The 17,400-nt window shown below is 72.4% G+C and carries 18 protein-coding genes and 2 pseudogenes; 14 read left to right on the top strand and 6 right to left on the bottom strand.

The genetic code is table 11. From position 1 onward, the window contains the following. Positions 1–40 precede the first annotated feature (40 nt). Positions 41–838, bottom strand: a complete 798-nt coding sequence (locus tag ABT342_RS07615) for a VOC family protein (RefSeq protein WP_351568486.1) — start codon at positions 836–838, stop codon at positions 41–43. 208 nt (positions 839–1,046) lie between these two features. Here ABT342_RS07615 and ABT342_RS07620 point away from each other — a divergent pair, with 208 nt between their 5' ends. From ABT342_RS07620 to ABT342_RS07630, 3 genes are all read left to right on the top strand, one after another. Next, the gene (locus tag ABT342_RS07620) at positions 1,047–1,523 is read left to right on the top strand and encodes a hypothetical protein (protein ID WP_351568489.1); all 477 of its coding nucleotides are present in this window, start codon (positions 1,047–1,049) and stop codon (positions 1,521–1,523) included. Positions 1,524–1,585: 62 nt separating this feature from the next. After that, a complete protein-coding gene (locus ABT342_RS07625; RefSeq protein WP_351568492.1) occupies positions 1,586–2,242 on the top strand; it encodes a TetR/AcrR family transcriptional regulator in 657 nt (218 codons plus the stop codon). Between the two features lie 298 nt (positions 2,243–2,540). Further along, positions 2,541–4,064 (top strand): serine/threonine-protein kinase, encoded by a 1,524-nt coding sequence (locus ABT342_RS07630; RefSeq protein WP_351568882.1) that lies wholly within the window; start codon positions 2,541–2,543, stop codon positions 4,062–4,064. Positions 4,065–4,159: 95 nt separating this feature from the next. Here the strand turns inward: ABT342_RS07630 and ABT342_RS07635 are convergent, their stop codons facing one another. After that, a complete protein-coding gene (locus tag ABT342_RS07635; protein ID WP_351568495.1) occupies positions 4,160–5,077 on the bottom strand; it encodes a TIGR03620 family F420-dependent LLM class oxidoreductase in 918 nt (305 codons plus the stop codon). Positions 5,078–5,256: 179 nt separating this feature from the next. On the opposite strand from ABT342_RS07635, the gene ABT342_RS07640 reads away from it, so the two are divergent. Then, positions 5,257–5,808, top strand: a complete 552-nt coding sequence (locus ABT342_RS07640; RefSeq protein WP_351568498.1) for a YciI family protein — start codon at positions 5,257–5,259, stop codon at positions 5,806–5,808. On the opposite strand, the pseudogene ABT342_RS07645 reads toward ABT342_RS07640, so the two are convergent. Continuing rightward, positions 5,803–6,177 (bottom strand): annotated as a pseudogene (locus tag ABT342_RS07645) (hypothetical protein); the annotation flags it as partial. The gene ABT342_RS07640 and the pseudogene ABT342_RS07645 sit on opposite strands and share 6 nt — an antisense overlap. A gap of 555 nt (positions 6,178–6,732) precedes the next feature. Between ABT342_RS07645 and ABT342_RS07650 the strand changes: the two are divergent. From ABT342_RS07650 to ABT342_RS07675, 6 genes and pseudogenes are all read left to right on the top strand, one after another. Then, positions 6,733–6,963: pseudogene (locus ABT342_RS07650) on the top strand (3-keto-alpha-glucoside-1,2-lyase-like domain-containing protein); the annotation flags it as partial. A gap of 238 nt (positions 6,964–7,201) precedes the next feature. Continuing rightward, positions 7,202–8,212: a 3-oxoacyl-ACP synthase III family protein gene (locus ABT342_RS07655; RefSeq protein WP_351568501.1), complete on the top strand. Its 1,011-nt coding sequence runs from the start codon at positions 7,202–7,204 to the stop codon at positions 8,210–8,212. Then, positions 8,209–8,973 (top strand): glycosyltransferase, encoded by a 765-nt coding sequence (locus ABT342_RS07660; protein ID WP_351568504.1) that lies wholly within the window; start codon positions 8,209–8,211, stop codon positions 8,971–8,973. The genes ABT342_RS07655 and ABT342_RS07660 overlap by 4 nt, the downstream gene beginning before the upstream one ends. Before the next feature lie 230 nt (positions 8,974–9,203). After that, positions 9,204–10,676: a class I adenylate-forming enzyme family protein gene (locus ABT342_RS07665; RefSeq protein WP_351568507.1), complete on the top strand. Its 1,473-nt coding sequence runs from the start codon at positions 9,204–9,206 to the stop codon at positions 10,674–10,676. Beyond that, entirely contained in the window at positions 10,673–11,821 is a 1,149-nt protein-coding gene (locus ABT342_RS07670; protein ID WP_351568510.1) for a cytochrome P450, read from the top strand. Before ABT342_RS07665 ends, ABT342_RS07670 begins: the two co-directional genes overlap by 4 nt. Further along, positions 11,818–12,744, top strand: coding sequence for an NAD-dependent epimerase/dehydratase family protein (locus ABT342_RS07675; RefSeq protein WP_351568513.1), 927 nt, complete (start codon positions 11,818–11,820; stop codon positions 12,742–12,744). The genes ABT342_RS07670 and ABT342_RS07675 overlap by 4 nt, the downstream gene beginning before the upstream one ends. A 7-nt stretch (positions 12,745–12,751) precedes the next feature. On the opposite strand, the gene ligD is transcribed toward ABT342_RS07675, so the two are convergent. Next, positions 12,752–13,825, bottom strand: a complete 1,074-nt coding sequence (gene ligD / locus ABT342_RS07680; RefSeq protein ID WP_351568516.1) for a non-homologous end-joining DNA ligase — start codon at positions 13,823–13,825, stop codon at positions 12,752–12,754. 52 nt (positions 13,826–13,877) lie between these two features. Here ligD and ABT342_RS07685 point away from each other — a divergent pair, with 52 nt between their 5' ends. The 3 genes from ABT342_RS07685 to ABT342_RS07695 all read left to right on the top strand — a co-directional run bounded on the left by ABT342_RS07685 (position 13,878) and on the right by ABT342_RS07695 (position 15,657). Continuing rightward, positions 13,878–14,945: an ATP-dependent DNA ligase gene (locus ABT342_RS07685; RefSeq protein WP_351568518.1), complete on the top strand. Its 1,068-nt coding sequence runs from the start codon at positions 13,878–13,880 to the stop codon at positions 14,943–14,945. 163 nt (positions 14,946–15,108) lie between these two features. After that, positions 15,109–15,366: a hypothetical protein gene (locus ABT342_RS07690; protein ID WP_351568520.1), complete on the top strand. Its 258-nt coding sequence runs from the start codon at positions 15,109–15,111 to the stop codon at positions 15,364–15,366. A gap of 153 nt (positions 15,367–15,519) precedes the next feature. Continuing rightward, positions 15,520–15,657, top strand: a complete 138-nt coding sequence (locus ABT342_RS07695) for a hypothetical protein (RefSeq protein WP_502965481.1) — start codon at positions 15,520–15,522, stop codon at positions 15,655–15,657. 71 nt (positions 15,658–15,728) lie between these two features. On the opposite strand, the gene ABT342_RS07700 is transcribed toward ABT342_RS07695, so the two are convergent. Both ABT342_RS07700 and ABT342_RS07705 read right to left on the bottom strand, forming a co-directional pair. Next, positions 15,729–16,295 carry a TetR/AcrR family transcriptional regulator gene (locus ABT342_RS07700; protein WP_351568523.1) on the bottom strand — a complete coding sequence of 189 codons (567 nt, stop codon included), beginning with the start codon at positions 16,293–16,295 and terminating at the stop codon, positions 15,729–15,731. Positions 16,296–16,420: 125 nt separating this feature from the next. Beyond that, positions 16,421–16,894: a hypothetical protein gene (locus tag ABT342_RS07705; RefSeq protein WP_351568525.1), complete on the bottom strand. Its 474-nt coding sequence runs from the start codon at positions 16,892–16,894 to the stop codon at positions 16,421–16,423. A gap of 79 nt (positions 16,895–16,973) precedes the next feature. On the opposite strand from ABT342_RS07705, the gene ABT342_RS07710 reads away from it, so the two are divergent. After that, positions 16,974–17,390: a PPOX class F420-dependent oxidoreductase gene (locus ABT342_RS07710; RefSeq protein ID WP_351568528.1), complete on the top strand. Its 417-nt coding sequence runs from the start codon at positions 16,974–16,976 to the stop codon at positions 17,388–17,390. Positions 17,391–17,400 lie beyond the last annotated feature (10 nt).

Below are 17,400 nucleotides of genomic sequence, written 5' to 3' on the forward strand. Positions count from 1 at the left end.
CCCGGTGCCGATAAACACCGCGTCAATGAACGATCAACGACTACTTCTCCTGCGGCGCCACGCTCTTGATCACCGCGAACCGCGCACCGTACGGGTCGGCGAGTTTCGCGATGCGGCCGACGTCCTCCAGGTCGATCGGGGCCAGGCGGACCGTGCCGCCGAGTTCTTCCGCGCGGGCCACGGTCGCGTTCGTGTCGGTGACTTCGAAGTACGGGAGCCAGTACGGGCCGTCCGCCGCCTCGACCGGGTCGGCCTCCAGGGGGACGAGGCCGCCGAACATGTCGTCGGGGCCGGTGCCCGCCGGGTTGACCGTGGTGTAGGTGTCGCCGCCGGGGATGGGGACGCCGTACTCCTCCCAGCCGAGGACCGAACGGTAGAAGCCCAGAGCGGAGCCCGTGTCCGGGGTGTAGAGCTCCATCCAGCACAGGGCGCCCGGCTCGTCGACCACGTCGAGGCCCTTGTTGGTGCCCGGCTGCCAGATGCCGAAGGCGACGCCCGCCGGGTCGGCGAGGAGTGCCATGCGGCCGAGGTCGAAGACGTCCATGGGATCGAACTCGACCGTTCCGCCACCCGTCCGCACGCGCTCCGCGGTGGCGTCGGCGTCCGGGCTCTGGAAGTAGACGGTGAAGGCGGAGCCACCCTGCTCCGGAGGGACGGCCATTCCACCCGCCACGGTCTTGTCGTTCAGCTGGAACATGCCGTATCCGCCGGCCTCCGGGCCCGCAGACTGGAACGTCCAGCCGAAGAGGCCGCCGTAGAAGGCGCGCGCTCCCTCCAAGTCGGGGGTGCCGAGGTCGATCCAGTTCGGGGAGCCTGTGACGTAACGGGTGGTGAGCATGGTGCGTCGTCGCCCTTCGTGCCTCGGAGCCTTCGGATCCCCTTTCCCGAGTCTGCTACCGATCCCACCGCTCCGCACGCAGCCCACGCAGGGCCGGCGGTCGCCGGTCGGCCAATGACCGTCGCCCCTCGTCCATGTGATCACTCGTGACGGTGGTCCCGACACGACACGCTGTCGGGCGCCGCCCACCCTGCGCCAGGGTGGGCGGATGCGCCTGCGGATCATCCCCCTCACCCTCGTCGGCCTGCTCACCGCGACCGGCTGTGTCTCCGTGTCCGGGTCCGGGGCACCGGAGCCCCCGGCTCCGGCGCCGAGTCTCGCGCCCGCGGGGGACCCGTCACCCTCGCCGGTCAGGCCAGGGCAGCCGTCGGCGCGTCAGGAGCTCGCGCGGACCGGGCCGGACAAGCCGAAAGAGGAGAAGGAGACGGAGAAGGAGAAGCGGAAGGAGAAGGGCAGGGAGAAGGACCCGGATGCGCACGAGCCGCCCCGGCGCACCGTACGGCCCGACTCTCCGGCGCGCAGGGCCCCGGCCGAGGTGCGGCCCCCGAAGAAGGACCGGCCACGCGTCGGTGTCCGGCCGTCGCGCCCCCGGACGGACTACGACATGGGCAGCCTGTGCGACGACTCCGCCGGAGTCACGGATCCCTCGCTCACCGCCCTGTGTCGGCAGAACTACGGCCGCTGAGCACGGTTCGAGCGGCCTGACGCCGAATATCCGTACGACCGTGCGTTCAGTACGATGCGGCCATGACGGACAGCGCCACAAGGACCGACGGACGCGTCGAACGCGGCAACCGGACCCGGCGTCTCGTGCTCGGCCGCACGATGAACATCGCCTCGGTGGAGGGACTCGAAGGGCTCTCCCTCGGACGGATCGCCACCGAGCTGAACCTCAGCAAGAGCGGGGTCTTCGCGCTGTTCGGCTCCAAGGAGGAGCTCCAGCTCGCCACGGTGAGGGCGGCGATCGCCGTCTACGCCGAGCACATCGTCGCCCCCGTGCGCGGTCTGGCGCCCGGACCGGGCCGGGTGTGGGCGCTGTGCGAGAACTGGCTGCGCTATTCGGCGGACCGAGTGTTCGAGGGCGGGTGCTTCTTCCACGGCGTCTCGGCGGAGTTCGACGCGCGCACCGGCCCGGTCCATGACGCGATCGCGCGGGCCCGCCAGGATTGGGTGGCCTTTGTGCGGCGGACGCTGGAGGAGGCCAGGGAAGCACGCGGCCTCGTCCCCGATGTGGACGTACCGCAGCTCACCTTCGAGATCATCGCGCTGCTGGAGGCCGCCAACGCGGCCTCGGTGCTGCACAACGACTCCTCCGCGTACGGCCGGGCGGCGACGGGCATCCTGCGCCGGCTGCGGACCGAGGCGACGGACCCGGGAGCTCTCCCGGACCGTCCGCCTGCCTGAGGGCGGTCCGGCGGCGGGGCACCCTGGGCCCGTACACCTCCTTGGCCAGGACGGTGAGCTGCTCGCTGCCGGGGTCGACGGGGATCCCGCCCGCGTTGCGTACATCGCGGCGACCACGCAGGCCAGGGTCAGGGGGGAACGTCCGTGATCGCCAACCCTGACGGCGGGTGCCGACGCCCTCCCGCTTACGCTGCTGCCATCGGCCAACTCATGGGCTGACCAAGGGATTCAGGGGGGACCTGTGCAGAGCGACAACGTGATCGGGGTGTTCCAGCCACTGCAGGCGGACGATCCGCCCATGGTGGCGGGATACCGCCTCGCCGCCCGGCTCGGCGCGGGCGGCATGGGCCGGGTCTACCTGTCGCACACGCCCGGCGGACGACCGGTGGCGATCAAGGTCGTACGGCTGGAGCTGGCTGACGACCCGGCCTTCCGGCACCGGTTCCTCCGGGAGATAAAGGCGGCCCAACGGGTCCGGGGCGCGTACACCGCCGAACTGATCGACGCCGAACCGGAGGGTGTACCGCCCTGGCTGGCGACGCTGTACGTGCCCGGGCCGTCCCTGGCCGAGGCCGTCGCCCGGCGCGGACCGCTGCCGGTGGCGGCGGTGCTGTGGCTGATGGCGGGCGTCGCCGAGGCGCTGCAGGCCATCCACGGTGCGGGAATCGTGCACCGGGACCTCAAGCCGTCGAACGTGCTGCTGGCCGCAGACGGACCGCGGGTGATCGACTTCGGCATCTCGCTCGCCTCTGGCGTCACCCGGCAAACAGCAACGGGCGCCGCCGTCGGCACGCCCTCGTACATGGCTCCCGAGCAGGCGTCCGCGGGCGAACTCACGGCGGCGACAGACATCTTCGCGCTCGGACAGACGGCCGCCTTCGCGGCACTGGGCGAGCCGCTGTACGGCGACGGCCCCTCGGTCAGCGTGCTGTACCGCATCGTGCACTCCGAACCCGACCTGTCCCGTCTTCCCACCCAGCTCCGTCCGCTGATCGCCCGGTGCCTGGCCGCCGACCCGGAGGAGCGGGCCACCCCGGCGGAGGTCGTCGAGTGGTGCCGGCAACGACTCGGCCGGGACGCCGACGACGGCGCGGGGCCGGCCGTCTGGCGGGAGATCATAGGGCCGGAGATCACGGTTCCGGCTCCGGTCCCGGACCCCACCCCGGTGCACACGCGGCAGCTGGTCCCGCGGCCGCAGCCGCCCCGGCCGGACGAGCGGCGGACCCGGGGGCGACGCACCACGCTCATCAAGGCCACCGCCATCACGGCGGGAGCCCTCGTCCTGATGGGCCTGATAGGGACGTACATGGTCGCTGCGAACCGGGTCCTCAACCGTGTTTCCGACTCCACGACGCTCGGTCCGATGGCGTCGTCCTCCGCTTCACCGGACGACGACCGGAAAATGGAGGCGTCGCGGCGCCCCTCCTCTACCGCACCCAAGGTGCCTCGAGCCGTCGCGTACCCCTTCCAGATGCTGGACGAGAAGAACTCCTTGGGCGTCAAGGAGCCGGTCGAACGCAAGGACCGCAAGGGGGACATCCGCCTCGTCTGCAAGCAGGACTGCTCTCTGGAGAGTGACACCAGCCTGATCAGCATGTACACCGGCAAGCCGGGGGCCACCCTCGACGACTGCCGCATCGCCCTCGGCGTCGCTCCAAGCCACAGTTTCCCGTTGCTCTTCGTTGCGGCCGGCAGCGAGATCTGCGTCAAGCACCCCTCCGGAGACATCGCGCTGTTCGTCATCGAGACGAAAATGACCGCCATGCCGGAGAGCGGGTCCAGCTTCTTGACGGGGGACTGGACGGTCTGGCGGGCGTCCTAAGGGCGGATGGGAACCGCCGCTCAGCGGCACGCACAGCGCACACTGAACAGGCGACCGGCGTACGCCTGACACATGGCGGACATGAGCGACGGTCGCTACTCGGGCACGATCGCGGCCAGTTCGCGCCACTCGGCCAGCGGCAGCGCGCCCGGATCGGAGCCGAGCACCTGAAGGCACACGTGGTCGGCGCCCGCGTCGAGGTGCTGCTGGACGCGGGTCCGGATCGCCTCGGCATCGCCGTACGCGACGATCGCGTCCACCAGGCGGTCGCTCGGGCCGCCGACGACGTCCTCGTCACCGAAGCCGAGCCGGCGCAGGTTGAGCTGCTGATGGGAGGCCGCGTCCGCGTACATGCCTACGTGCGCGCGGGCCACATCCCTGGCACGCGACCTGTCGGCGTCCAGCACCACGGCCTGTTCGACGGCGAGGAAGGCGTCCGGGCCCATGATCTCGCGCGCCCGTACGGTGTGCTCGACGGGGACGAAGTACGGATGCGCTCCCCACGTCCGCGCGGCGGCGAGTTCGAGCATCTTCGGGCCGAGCGCCGCGAGCACCCGGCGAGGGGCGGGGTCCGGGAGCGGGCTGTGCGCGGGGACCTTGTCCATCGCGTCCAGGTAGGCGCTCATGGTGGCGAGGGCCTTTCCGCGCGCGGGCATCGGGTAGCCGTCGTGCTCGAGGACGGAGTCGTCGACGCGGTGGCCGCCGAGTCCGAGCACGTAGCGGCCGGGGAAGGCCTCGCTCAGTGTGCGCTCGGCGGTGGCCATGGCGATCGGGTCCCGGAAGGCGATGTTGGCGATGCCCGAGGCGACCACCAGGCGGTTCGTCGCCGACAGCAGGAGCCATGCCTGCCCGAACGACTCGCGCCCGAAGGCCTCGCCGAACCAGAGTCCCCCGTACCCCAACTCCTCGATCTCGGCCGCGGCTTCCCTCACCCGCCCGGCAGGTTGGCCCTCGAAGGCGAAGGTCCAGATGCCGACCTTGCCGAGGCCGCCCCGCAGTCCGTCGTCCGTCATCACACTCTCCCCGTAGAGACGTTGAGTCATCGAGCATTCCGGAGCCACCCTCCGGTTCGCCGGAATGAATGATACGGAGGATGCCTCCGTTTGAGAAGTCGGCACGCTGTCCGACCGAGCCGAGTCATCGCGGTGAAACCCGATCGACCTGGCCGCCCGCTTGGAGAGATCCTGGGGACATGGAGTTCCTCTGCTACCACCGCGACCGGCCCGACTCGCTGGCGCTGCGCGACGAGCTGCTGGAAGAGCACTGGTCCTACATGGACCGGTACGCGAAAGAGCTGATCGCCCGGGGCCCGACCTTCGCCGACGACGGCGACACACCCACCGGGAGCGTGCACATCGTCGACCTGCCCGATTCCGCCGCCGCCCGTGCGTTCGCCTTCGACGAGCCGAACTACCAGGCCGGCGCCTACCGGGACGTGCTGCTGCGGCGGTGGCGCAACATGCTGGGGCGCACCATGTGGGAGTTCCCCGGCGGTGGGACCGGCGGCAACCGGTACCTGGTGCTCGGCCTCGGCACGGGGCAGGCCGCCGACGTCGAGGTGCCGCCCGACCGGGACGAACTGATCGCCTACGGGCCGCTGCTGTCCGACGACGGCGCCACCTGGCTGGGCACGGCGGCGCTGGTCCGGGCGCCGGACCCGGAGACGGCACGGGCCATCCTGACCCCGGAACGGTACGCCGACATCGAGGTGCACAACTGGCAGTTCGGCGGGCGGTCTTCATGAGGCCGACACCGCGCTGATCTCCGCCGCGCTGCCCGTCGGGGTGGGCCTGCTGCTCGTCGGCCTGGGCACCGCCGCCGTCGCCGTCGGCCTTCTCGCCCTCACCTGAGCCACCGCGGGTCGCGGGCCCGGCGGGCGGCCATGCAGGCGGTCAGGCGGGCGGCGCGGGTCACCGGCCAGGGCCGGAGCCGGAGCCGGAGCCGGGGGGCGGAGCCGGGGGGGGGCGGAGCCGACGCCGGAGCCGGGGGGCGGAGCCGGGGGGGGCGGAGCCGACGCCGGGGCCGGATGATGCGGGTCGTAGCCGGGAATCGTCCCGTCCGGCTTCGCCACCAGGAACAGCCCCGCCATCCCCATGTCCGAATGGCTCTGCACACCACCCCCGTGATCGTCGACCGGGTCGGCTTCCACACCGTGCACCACCGGGCGACCGACAAGGCCGGCAACACCTCCGGGGCGGAACAGGTGTCCTTCACCGTCGCGGAGAGCGGTGGTGTTCCGGCGCCCGACTGCCCGGAGTACGACGAGCGGCTGACCGTTGTCGTCGGCACGGTCGACACGGGTGTCCCTAACCGGGTCACCCGCTCCCGCTGCACCATCAACGAGCTGATCGAGGACGAGAAGGACTGGTCCTCCCACGCGCTCTTCCTCAAGCACGTCGACAAGGTGCTCGACACGCTGCTCGCGGACGGCGTCATCGACCAGCGCGAGCACAAGGCCGTCTACCGCGCCGCCAAGCAGTCCGGCATCGGCAGGCCCGGCCAGACCACCGGCTACCGCGACCTCTTCGACGGTACGCAGGCGTCGTTCGGTACATGGCAGCACGTGGGCGGCGGGTCGTTCGGTCTGAACGCCGACGGATCGATGACGATCGGCACCACCAGGGGCGGCCTCGGCATGCTGTGGTTCCCGCAGCGGCAGTACGGCGACATGTACAAGACGGGCTCCGTCTACGGCTTCGACCGCGTCGGCCTCGGCGGCGCCGGAGTCACCCCGAAGGGAACGTGGAACGACTACGAGATCCGCGTGGTCGGCCAGCACTACTCGGTCCACCGCAACGGTGTCCTGATCAATGAGTTCGACAACACCGGCGGCCAGACCTTCGTCCCGCCGCGCGGCGACGACCCGAGCACGGACGGGCGCCGCTACGCACAGGGGTACATCGGCCTCCAGGTGCATGGCACGACGGATGTGATCTCGTACCGCAACATCCGGATCAAGGAGCTACAGGAAGACACGACCCAGGCTCCGGGGCCTGCGCGCCGAGGCCTCGCCGCCCCACCGGCGGGTCCTCGGCTGCCCTGCGCGCCCCTACTCACCCTGTGGCCAGGGGAAATGAGCGCCTGTACTCAGGCCTGGTGGATCCCGGTCCTGACATCATCAGCGCATGGTCATACACATGAGCGATCCGCGTACGCGGGTCGGAATCACCGCCGTCGGCAGTGCGCTGCCGGACACGGTGGTGACATCGCGGAGCCTGCAGCGCGAGGTGACGCGCGGGATCGGCAAGGAGCTGCCGCCGACGCTGCTCACGCAGGCCACCGGAATCATCACGCGCCGCGTCGCCGCCGAGGGCGAGTACGCCTCCACTCTCGCCGTGCGCGCCGCGCGCCGGGCGCTGGCCGCCGCGTCGCTCGAGCCGTACGACATCGACCTGCTGCTCTTCGCCTCCGCCTCGCGCGACATGGTCGAGCCCGCCACGGCCCACATGGTGCAGGCCGAACTCGGCACGAAGGCGCACGCCCTCGATGTGACCAACGCCTGCAACAGCTTCATCAACGGCATCGACCTGGCACGGGCCATGATCCAGGCGGGCCGGGCCCGGCGCGCCCTGGTCGTCACCGGCGAGACCCCGAGCCGCGCGATCCGCCGCGCACCCGCCGACTTCGCCGAGTTCAAGGACGGCTTCGCGGGCTACACGTTCGGCGACGCGGGCGCGGCGGTCGTCCTGGAGGAGGTGGAGCGCGGCGGGATTCTCGACGTGGACACCGAGACGCGTTCCGAGCACTGGGAGGTCGGCGGGATACCCGGCGGCGGCTCCCGGCATCCCCGCGGCGACGAGCACACCTACTTCCGTGGCGACGGCCATGAGCTGCGCGGCGTCTTCGAGAAGACGGGCGCCTCGGTCGTGGAGCGGACACTGCACCGTGCGGGTCTGGACTGGGACGGCTTCGCGAGGGTGCTGGTGCACCAGGTGACGGTGCCCTATCTGGAGCGCTTCACCGAACTGACCGGCGTACCGGACGAGAAGCTGGTGGTCACGGTCCCCGAGCTGGGCAACGTCGCCAGCGCGAGCATCGGCGTCCAGTTGCAGCGGGTGTACGACGAGCTGCTGCCGGGCGACCGCGTGCTGTTCGTGGGCCTCGGCGGCGGTATCAGCATCATGACGATGATCTGGGAGAAGTCATGACCGGTCACGGAACGATGTGGGTGGTCGTGCCCGCCCATCAGGAGGAGGCGCGGCTCGCCGGGACCCTCCGGGCCCTGGCCGCGCAGCGCGACCGCGACTTCACGCTGCTCGTGGTGGACAACGGTTCGTCGGACGGTACTGGCGCCATCGCCCGGGACTTCGCCGCGGGCGCGCCGTTCCCCGTCGAGGTGCTCGTCGAGCCCGAGAAGGGCGTGGGCTGCGCCGTGGACACCGGTTTCCGGTACGCGATCGAGCGGGGTGCGACGCTGCTGGCGCGTACGGACGCCGACTGTCTGCCGCGGGCCGGCTGGACGGTGGCCGCGCGTGCCGCGCTGACGGGCCGGGGCGGGCTGCCGGGTCCGGGTATGGCGTGCGGTCGCATCGTGGCCCGGCGCGACGAGCACGGTCCGCTCGGCCGGGCCGGTTTCACGGTCCTCGTGTCGCTGGCCGCGCTGTTCGGCCGGCTCCGGCCGGTCCACGCCCGCAGGAACGGCTATCTGGCGCCGTACCGCATGCACGCCGGGAACAACATGGCCATCACCGCCGACCTGTACCTGGCCTGTGGTGGCATGCCGCGCCGCCCCTCGCCGACGGACCGGCTGTTCCTCAACCGGGTGCGCCGTCACACGGACCGGATCGTGCGGTCGCGTGCCATGGTCGTGGAGAACTCCACGCGGCGGCTGCGGGCTTACGGCATCAGGGGCACGGCCCGCTGGTATCTGGACCGGGGCAGCGACGGGCGCGGGGACGACCCGCGCTGACGCCGGGCTCCGCCCCCGTTCCCGCGCCCCTTTCCCGCGCCGCGCCCCGCGGGCGTGGGCCCTGTTCCCGCGCCGCGCCCCGCGGGCGTGTGGGCCCCGGGCGAGGTGGTCGGCCGGGTCTTCGGGCCCCCGTCCGCCGCCGCTGCGGGCGGGCGACCCCCGGCGCCGCCACACACCCCCAGGCCGCGTGCGCGGCACACCGTCCCCGACCCCTGGAGTAAAGGCCCCCGATGCTCGACCTTCTCGACCACGCGCTGCGTTCCGCGCCCGAAAAGCCGGCCGTCCTCGGCGCGACGCTCTCGGGGCGCCCGCGGGTCCGGGCGACCCGGGGCGACATCGCCGCGCTCGCCGACGCGTACGCCTCGTCGCTGTACGCGCGCGGACTGCGCGCGGGTGACACCGTCGGTGTCGCCGTACGTCCGGGGCCGCGCGCGCTGGCCGTCATGCTCGCCCTGTGGCGGCTCGGGCTGCGCGGCGCCGTGCTGGATCCGGGCGCGGGCCCCGACGTACTGCGCGCCCGGCTCGCCCTCGCGCGGCCCTCGCTCGTGCTGGCCGACGCCACGGCACAGGCCGTCGCGGGCTGGGCGAGGCCGCTGGCCGGGCGGGTCCGGCTCGCGCTGCCGGAGCTGGCCGGAATCGCTCCCGTCGCGACGGTCGGCCGCAGGCTCCCGGGCTGCGCGCCCGCGCTCGAAGCGGCGGCACGGACCAGGATCCCGGCGGCCGACCACGGCGACGGCGACGCGGTGATCGTCTTCACGTCCGGTACGACGTCCCGCCCGAAGGCCGTGGTGCACACCCGCTCCAGCCTGTCCGCCGGTATGGCCAGCGTCTCCACACTGTTCCGCGCACGCACCGGCGAACCCGTGGTCGGGGGCACGTTCTTCGTCCTCGTACCGTCACTGGCACAGGGCGCCCCGGTCGCGCTCCCGGCCCGCTCGCCCCGTGCCCTGGCCCGGCAGCTGGGCAGGCTGCGCCCCCAGGACACCTATCTGACGCCGCCCCAGCTGCGGGACGCACTGCGGGCGGGCGCCCGCTTCACGGGCAGGGTGTGGACGGGGTCCGCGCCCGCGAGCGCCGGACTGCTGGGCCGCGTGCGCCGCGCGGGCGCGGCGGAGGCATGGGGCGTGTACGCGCTCACCGAGCTCTTCCCCGCCGCGGCGGTCGAGTCGCGTGACAAGGAGGCCTACGACGGCGCGGGAGATCTCGTCGGCATGCCGCTGCCGGGCGTCGGGACCAAGACGGACGGCGACGGGGAGCTGCTGCTCACCGGCCCCGCGGCGAGGCACCGCTACCTCGGCGAGGATCCCGACGCCTGGGTGCGCACCGGTGACCGGGCGCATCTGGACGCGCGGGGCCGTATCGTCCTGGAGGGCCGCTGCAAGGACATGGTGCTGCGGCGTGCCGAGAACATCTATCCCGGCCTGTACGAACCCCTGTTGCAGGTGCCGGGCGTGGAGCTCGCCGTGCTCGTCGGTGTTCCCGCGGGCGACGGCGACGAGCGGCTCGTCGCGGTGGTGCAGACCGAACCCGGCCGGGGCGAGGGCCAGATGCGTGCCGCGCTCGACGGTCCCCTGCGGCGGATGGGGTCGGCGCGGCCCGACGCGCTGGTGTTCGCGGACGTCCCGCTGTCCGGGCGCTCCCGCAAGCCGGACCGGGCCGCGACGGCGCGGTTGGCGGCGGCACGGCTCGGAGCACTCTCATGACCGGCCCTCTCGCCGCGGTGCGCGGCCTCGCGCGGGCCCGGCGCCGGGACCGGCAGGTCTATGTGCGCAGCCACCCAGTCCTGTTCGCCCTGCTCGCGGCCGCCCGGCGCCGTCCCGTGCTGAGACTCGGGCGCACCGTGCTGGTCCATGACGCCGACGCGTACCGCGAGGCCCTCACCCGGCTGCCGCTCGACCGGACGGCCGAAGGAACCACGGGAGGTGCGGCCCGCTCCGCACTGGCCGCGACGGGTGCGCCGGAAGGCGGTGTCCTGTTCGACCAGGACGGCACCGGGCACCGGACAGGGCGGCGGGGCCTGGCGAAGAGTCTCGGCGCCGAGGGCGTGGAGCAACTCCGCGCCGAATGGCGGCCGTTGCTCGAACGACGACTCGAACCACTGGCCAGGGGCGGCGAGGTGGACCTCGTCGCACTCGCCCGGGAGCTGTCGGGCGCGGTCGTCTGCGCGCTGCTCGGATCGGCCGCGTCCCCGGTCGCCGTGGCCGACGCGGCAGCCGATGCCGCCGCCGCCTCGATCCGCGACGAACTGCCGGGAGTGCGGCGCCTGGGGGCCCGGGACGAGGTGGCGCGGGCCACCGCCCGGCTGCGCGAGCTGCTCGGCGCCGACGACGCCATGTCGGCGATGGTGGCGGTCGCCGCCGTGAACACCACGGTCGCGGCGGTGCCGCGGGCCGTCGCGTGGTGCGCGGACGCCGGGCTGTGGGGTCAGGCCGCGGACGACGCGCTGCTCGGGCCGCTGACCGACGAGTTGCTGCGGGTGACGGCGCCCTCGCCGCTGCTGCCGCGGGTCGCGGCGGCGGACGGCGTGGTGGGCGGCTGCCCGGTGCGTCCGGGCGACCGGCTGCTGATCGTGGCCCGCCACGCCGTCGACGCACACCGTGACGCCCCGGACGCCCGGCGCCCGGCCGCGCCCGAACTCTCCCACCTGGTGTTCGGCGCCGGGCCGCACACCTGCCCGGGTGCCCGCCTGGCACGGGTCCTGCTGGCCGACGTGCTGCGGGCTCTGGCACCGTACCGCCCCGTGGTGGTCCGGGCGGTGCCGGACCGCCGGGCGGCCCTGCCCGGCTGGCGGACGCTGACCGTACGCCCGAGCCTGCGGGGCCCCGACCACCTGGAGACAGCCCGATGACCACACCACCGCGCATCGCCGTCACCGGCGCCTCCGGCTTCTGCGGCGGACATGTCGCGCGGGCCGCGGAGAGCAGCGGCGCCCGGGTCGTGTGTGTGGGCCGGAGGCCGGGCCCGGTGGGTGAGTTCCGTTACTGGGACGCCGCCCGCAGCGCCCCGGACCTGTCGGGCACCGACCTTGTCGTGCACTGCGCGGCAGCGGTCGGCGATCCGTCCCCCGGTTCACCGGCGGAAGCCCTGATGCACGCGGTCAACGTCGAAGGCACCGCGCGGCTGCTCGAAGCCGCCGGCTCGCGCCCCGTGGTCTGGATGAGCAGCGCCAGTGTCTACGACCCGCGCCCCGGGCGTGATCTGATCCGTGAGGACCATCCGCGCGCCGGGCACCTCAACGCGTACGGGCGCAGCAAGGCGGCCGGAGAGACGCTGGCCCTGGACGCCGGTGCCGTGGTGCTGCGGCCGCGCGCGGTCTACGGCCCGGGTGACACGCAGCTGCTGCCCCGTCTGCTGTCCCGGGTGCGGGCCGGCACGCTCATGCTGCCGGGACCGGACGTGTGGCTCAGCCTGACCTCCGTGGAGAACCTCGCGGACGCCTGCATGGCGGCGGCGGGCTGGCCCCCTGGCGCGTACAACATCGCCGACCCCGAGCCGTACTCCCGTGACGCCGCCGTGCGCGACGTCCTGGCCGCCCACGGCGTCGCGGCGCGGATCCGGCATCTGCCGCTGCGCGTCGCGCAGGCCGCGGCACGGGCCGCCGAGGCCGTCGCGCGGCGCGGGCGGGGCGAGCCCGTGCTGAGCCGGTACGCGGTGGACCAGCTGGCGCACACGGTCGTCCTCGATGTGACGCGTGCGCTGGAGCGGGGCTGGACTCCGCGCCGCACCCTCGCCGACCACCTCGCGGACGTACGCGGCCCGGAGCGGCCCTGACCGGGACTCAGGCGGTCTCGTCCTGCGCACTCTTCCCTGGCGCGCCCTTCTCCGAGGCGCGCTTCTTCGGGACGTCCTTCTTGGCGCGGCTCGGCTGGACCCGTTTCGGTTCGCCCGGCATCTTCGGGTACTCCGGCGGGTACGGCAGATCGCCGAGGCCGTGCTCGGCCTCGTCCCGGCGGGCCAGTTCCAGCAGGCTCTCCAGGCTGAAGCGGTGGTCGTCCATGTCTGCGTGGACGTCGCCGACCTCGGCGTAACGGGCGGGCATGGTCCTGATGTCGAAGTCCTGCGGGACGACGTCGTCGATTTCCTCCCAGCGCAGCGGTGCGGAGACCGGCGCGTGAGGGCGGGGGCGTACGGAGTAGGCGGAGGCGATGGTGCGGTCGCGGGCGGTCTGGTTGTAGTCGACGAAGATCCGCTCGCCGCGCTCCTCCTTCCACCACTTGATGGTGACCCGGTCCGGCATGCGGCGCTCCAGCTCCCGGCCGCAGGCGATCGCGGCGCGCCTGACCTGGGTGAAGGTCCAGCGAGGTTCGATCGGTACGAAGACGTGCAGTCCGCGTCCGCCGGACGTCTTGGGCCAGCCGCGCAGGCCGTGCTCGTCGAGGACGGCGCGCAGTTCGTGGGCGGCGCGGACGGCGTCGGCGTAGTCCGTGCCGGGCTGCGGGTCGAGGTCGATGCGCAGCTCGTCGGGGTGGTCGGTGTCGTCGCGGCGTACGGGCCAGGGGTGGAAGGTGACGGCCCCGAGGTTGGCGGCCCACAGGACGGCGGCGGGTTCCGTCGGGCACATCTCGTCGGCGGACCGGCCGCTGGGGAAGGTGATGTGGGCGGTCGGGATCCAGTCCGGGAGGTACTTGGGCGCGCGCTTCTGGAAGAAGGACTCGCCGGTCACTCCGTCGGGGTAGCGCTCCAGGGTGGTGGGGCGGCCGAGCAGGGCGCGGGTGATGCCGTCGCCGACGGCGAGGTAGTAGGTGACCATGTCGAGCTTGGTGTAGCCGTGCTCGGGGAAGTACACCTTGTCGGGATTGGACACGCGTACGGTCCGCTCCCCCACTTCCAGTTCCACCGCTCCGCCGGCCATGCCCGCCAGCGTAGGCCGTGCCGACATTCCCTGCATACCGGACAATCGATGCATGGATCTGCCGGTGATGCCGCCCGTGAAGCCGATGCTCGCCAAGTCGGTGGCGAAGATCCCGCCCGGGATGCAGTACGAAGCCAAGTGGGACGGCTTCCGGGCCATCGTCCACCGGGACGGCGACGAGGTGGTGATCGGCAGCCGCACCGGAAAGCCGCTCACCCGCTACTTCCCCGAGCTGGTCGCCGCCCTGCGGGACAACCTCCCCGAGCGGTGCGTCGTCGACGGCGAGATCGTGATCGCGTACGAGGGCCGGCTGGACTTCGACCGGCTCACCGAGCGCATCCATCCGGCCGACTCACGGGTGCGGATGCTCGCCGAGAGGACTCCGGCGAGCTTCGTCGCCTTCGACCTGCTCGCGCTCGGTGACGAGGCGCTGCTGGACACGCCGTTGGCCGCCCGGCGGGCCCTGCTCACCGACGCGATGGGCCCGGCCCGCGAACCGGTGCATCTGGCGCCGGCGACGACCGACCCCGAGGTCGCCGGGGAGTGGTTCGAACGGTACGAGGGCGCGGGCCTCGACGGGGTGATCGCCAAACCGCTGGACCTTCCGTACCGGCCCGACGCCCGGCTCATGTACAAGATCAAGCACGAGCGGACGGCCGATGTCGTCGTCGCCGGCTACCGCTTCCACAAGAGCGGTCCGATCGTCGGCTCGCTGCTGCTGGGCCTGTACGACACCGTGGGCGCCCTCCAGCACGTCGGCGTCTGCGCGGCCTTCCCGATGAAGCGGCGCGAGGAGCTGGTGGGCGAGCTGGAGCCGCTGCGGATGGCCGACGTCTCGGACCACCCGTGGGCGCGCTGGTCCGACGATGCCGCGCACGAGGCCGCCCGGCTGCCCGGCGCGCCGAGCCGCTGGTCGGGCAAGAAGGACCTGTCGTGGGTGGCGCTGCGGCCCGAGCGGGTGGCCGAGGTCGCCTACGACCACATGGAGGGCGACCGCTTCCGGCACACCGCGCAGTTCCGGCGCTGGCGGCCGGACCGCACACCCGTGAGCTGCACGTACGGCCAGCTGGAGGAGCCGGTGCGGTACGACCTGTCGCAGGTGCTGTCGGGGCACGGCTGAGGGCGGCGGCGCGCGGGATCGCCGCGGAATCAACGGGCGTACGTGAACGGTTGCCGTACAGAGACGAACCCGGCGACGAACCAGGACCCCCATCCGGTACGTATAGAAGACGAGCACACTCGTCGCCCGGTGACCCCGGCACAGCATCTGCAGAGGACTTCACGTGACCGCGTCGAACCTTGTACCCGTCCCGATCCCCGATCGCGTCGCCGCCCTGATCGGGGCGTGCATGCCGATCGGCATCCTGCAGGCGGAATTCGACGCCGAGTGCGCCGCGCGCGAGGCGCGGCGCTTCCGCGCACCCTTCTGCCCCGAGGACCGGGCGGACCGTGAGCACGCCCTCGCCACGCTGGCCAGGGCGAACAAGGTGCTGGCCGCCTACAACCCGGGCCTGGTGGTGCGCCACCACCCCGTGCACTGAAGCGCACGACGCACGCCCGCGCCTCGTTCCGGGACATCGACGACGTCGGCGTCAGCCGGCCCGGGGGTGGGCGAAGGCCCTGCGGTAGGCACCTGGAGTGGTACCGAACGCCGCCCGGCGGTCGATGTCCACGAGACCGAGGAGCGGTACTACGTGGTGCGCGGTGAAGTCATCGAAGGCGAGGAGCGGCACGGTCCCGGCACCTACGTCGTCTTCGCTCCCGGCAGCCGCCACCGTCCCCGCACCGAGACCGGCGCCCAGATGACCGGCGTCACCATCCTGGCCGGCTGACGACCCGGCACAGGAAGGGAGAAGAGACCTGCTGATCTTGGCGACCGGCGCGACGGGACGCACGCCGTCCGTCACAGCATGCGCCGCACGGCCTCCACGATCGCGCTCCGGCATTCCGCCGGGCTCGATGCCAGGACAGCTGACGCCGGCATGCTCGCGGCGTTCGTCGGACTCCAGGCCGAGGCGATGGCCAGGACGAGGGTGAGAAGCGTGGCCGGGGCGAAGCCCGGTGCACCGCTCCGCTCCCGCTGGACCGCTTCCAGCGAGGCGAGCTTCTCGTTGCGGGTGGGCTCGGCGACGGCAGGGTCCCGTTCCACGTCGGTGCCGCGTTCCAGCCGGTGCCAAGTCGCCAGGCGGAGCACCTCGGGGTGCTTCTGGTAGAAGTCGAACAGCCGCCCGGCGTAGTCCGGCAGGTCGTCAGGCGTGAAGGGCACCATGTCGAGGCCTCGTCCGACATGTGCGTCGAAGACGGCGTCGAAGAGCCCGTCCTTGTTGCAGAAATAGACGTAGATGAGGTTCTTGTTGGCCGAGGCCGCCGCGGCGATGCGGTCCACGCGGGCTCCCGCGATCCCGTGCGCCGCGAACTCCTCGGTCGCGGCCTGGAGAATGCGCGCCTTCGTGGCCTCGGCTCGGGACATGGGGGTCATGCTAACAGCGCCTGACTAAATGGTTACCTCATTGGCCGGCGAGCACTTCGTAAGCACGTGGACGGCACTCCGCCAGCGGCTTCACCAGTAACTTCGCCGGCGATTGGAGCGTACCGTCACCTCAGCCCGAAGGCGTCGATCAGCGCCTCGGAGGCAAGCAGCATGACGGTGCACCACAGTGTGACACCTGCCATGAGCCAGCCGATCAGCCGCCACCGGGGCAGGCCCAGCGCCGTGCCCAGCATGGCCGATCCCCACGTACCGAAGAGCGCCGGTCCGATGATGCCGAAGCCGATCACGCCGTACCGGTTCACCACGCGCCGCGCCCGTCGGCCGGTGGGGCCGGCGAGCCGGTTCCCGCGTTTCCCGGGCGGCGGTCCAGGGGTGACAGGCCGTCGTTTCGAGCGCCGGGCCAGCCATCGCGTACGTATCTGCTCGACCGCGAAGACGGCGGACAGCAGGCATCCGGCCGCGCCCAGGAGCACCGCGAGGAGTGCGACGGGCGGGGTGAGGGAGATCGAGAGGCCGAAGGGGATGGCCGGGGTACCCAGGGCGAACCCGGCGAGCACGGCCCAGGCGAAGGTCAGCACGTATCGCTCCTCGTGGACAGGATTGACTCCGCGTCGGTTCGCGGCGGCAGTTACTTAACTAACCAGTTATGCTATCGCGATGACTGTATCGCGATCTGCCTCAACATCCGTCCCTGGTAGCTCAGTTGACCGTTTGGCGGCGGCCAGGTACGTACTTCTCACTACGTTCCGCCGGGACGGGCGCGCGGTGCCCACTCCGGTGTGGGTGATGCGGGACGAGGACTGTCTGGCCGTATGGAGCGCGGCCGACGCGGGCAAGGTCAAGCGCATCCGCAACAGCGGCCGGGTGACCGTCGCTCCGTGCGACTGGAGGGGGACCCCGAAGGGGGAGGCCGTGCCGGGTGCCGCCGAGTTGCCCGCCGACCGGGACACCGTTCACTACCTCGACCTGATGAAGCGCAAGTACGGCCTTGTCGCGCGGGTCGGCCTGCTGGGGAGCCGCCTGAAGGGGCGCGGACATCGCGCGGTGGGCATCCGGATTCGACTTACGGAGTGACTCCATGCCG

Source organism: Streptomyces sp. NPDC000410 (assembly GCF_040300305.1).
Taxonomy (GTDB): Bacteria; Actinomycetota; Actinomycetes; order Streptomycetales; family Streptomycetaceae; genus Streptomyces.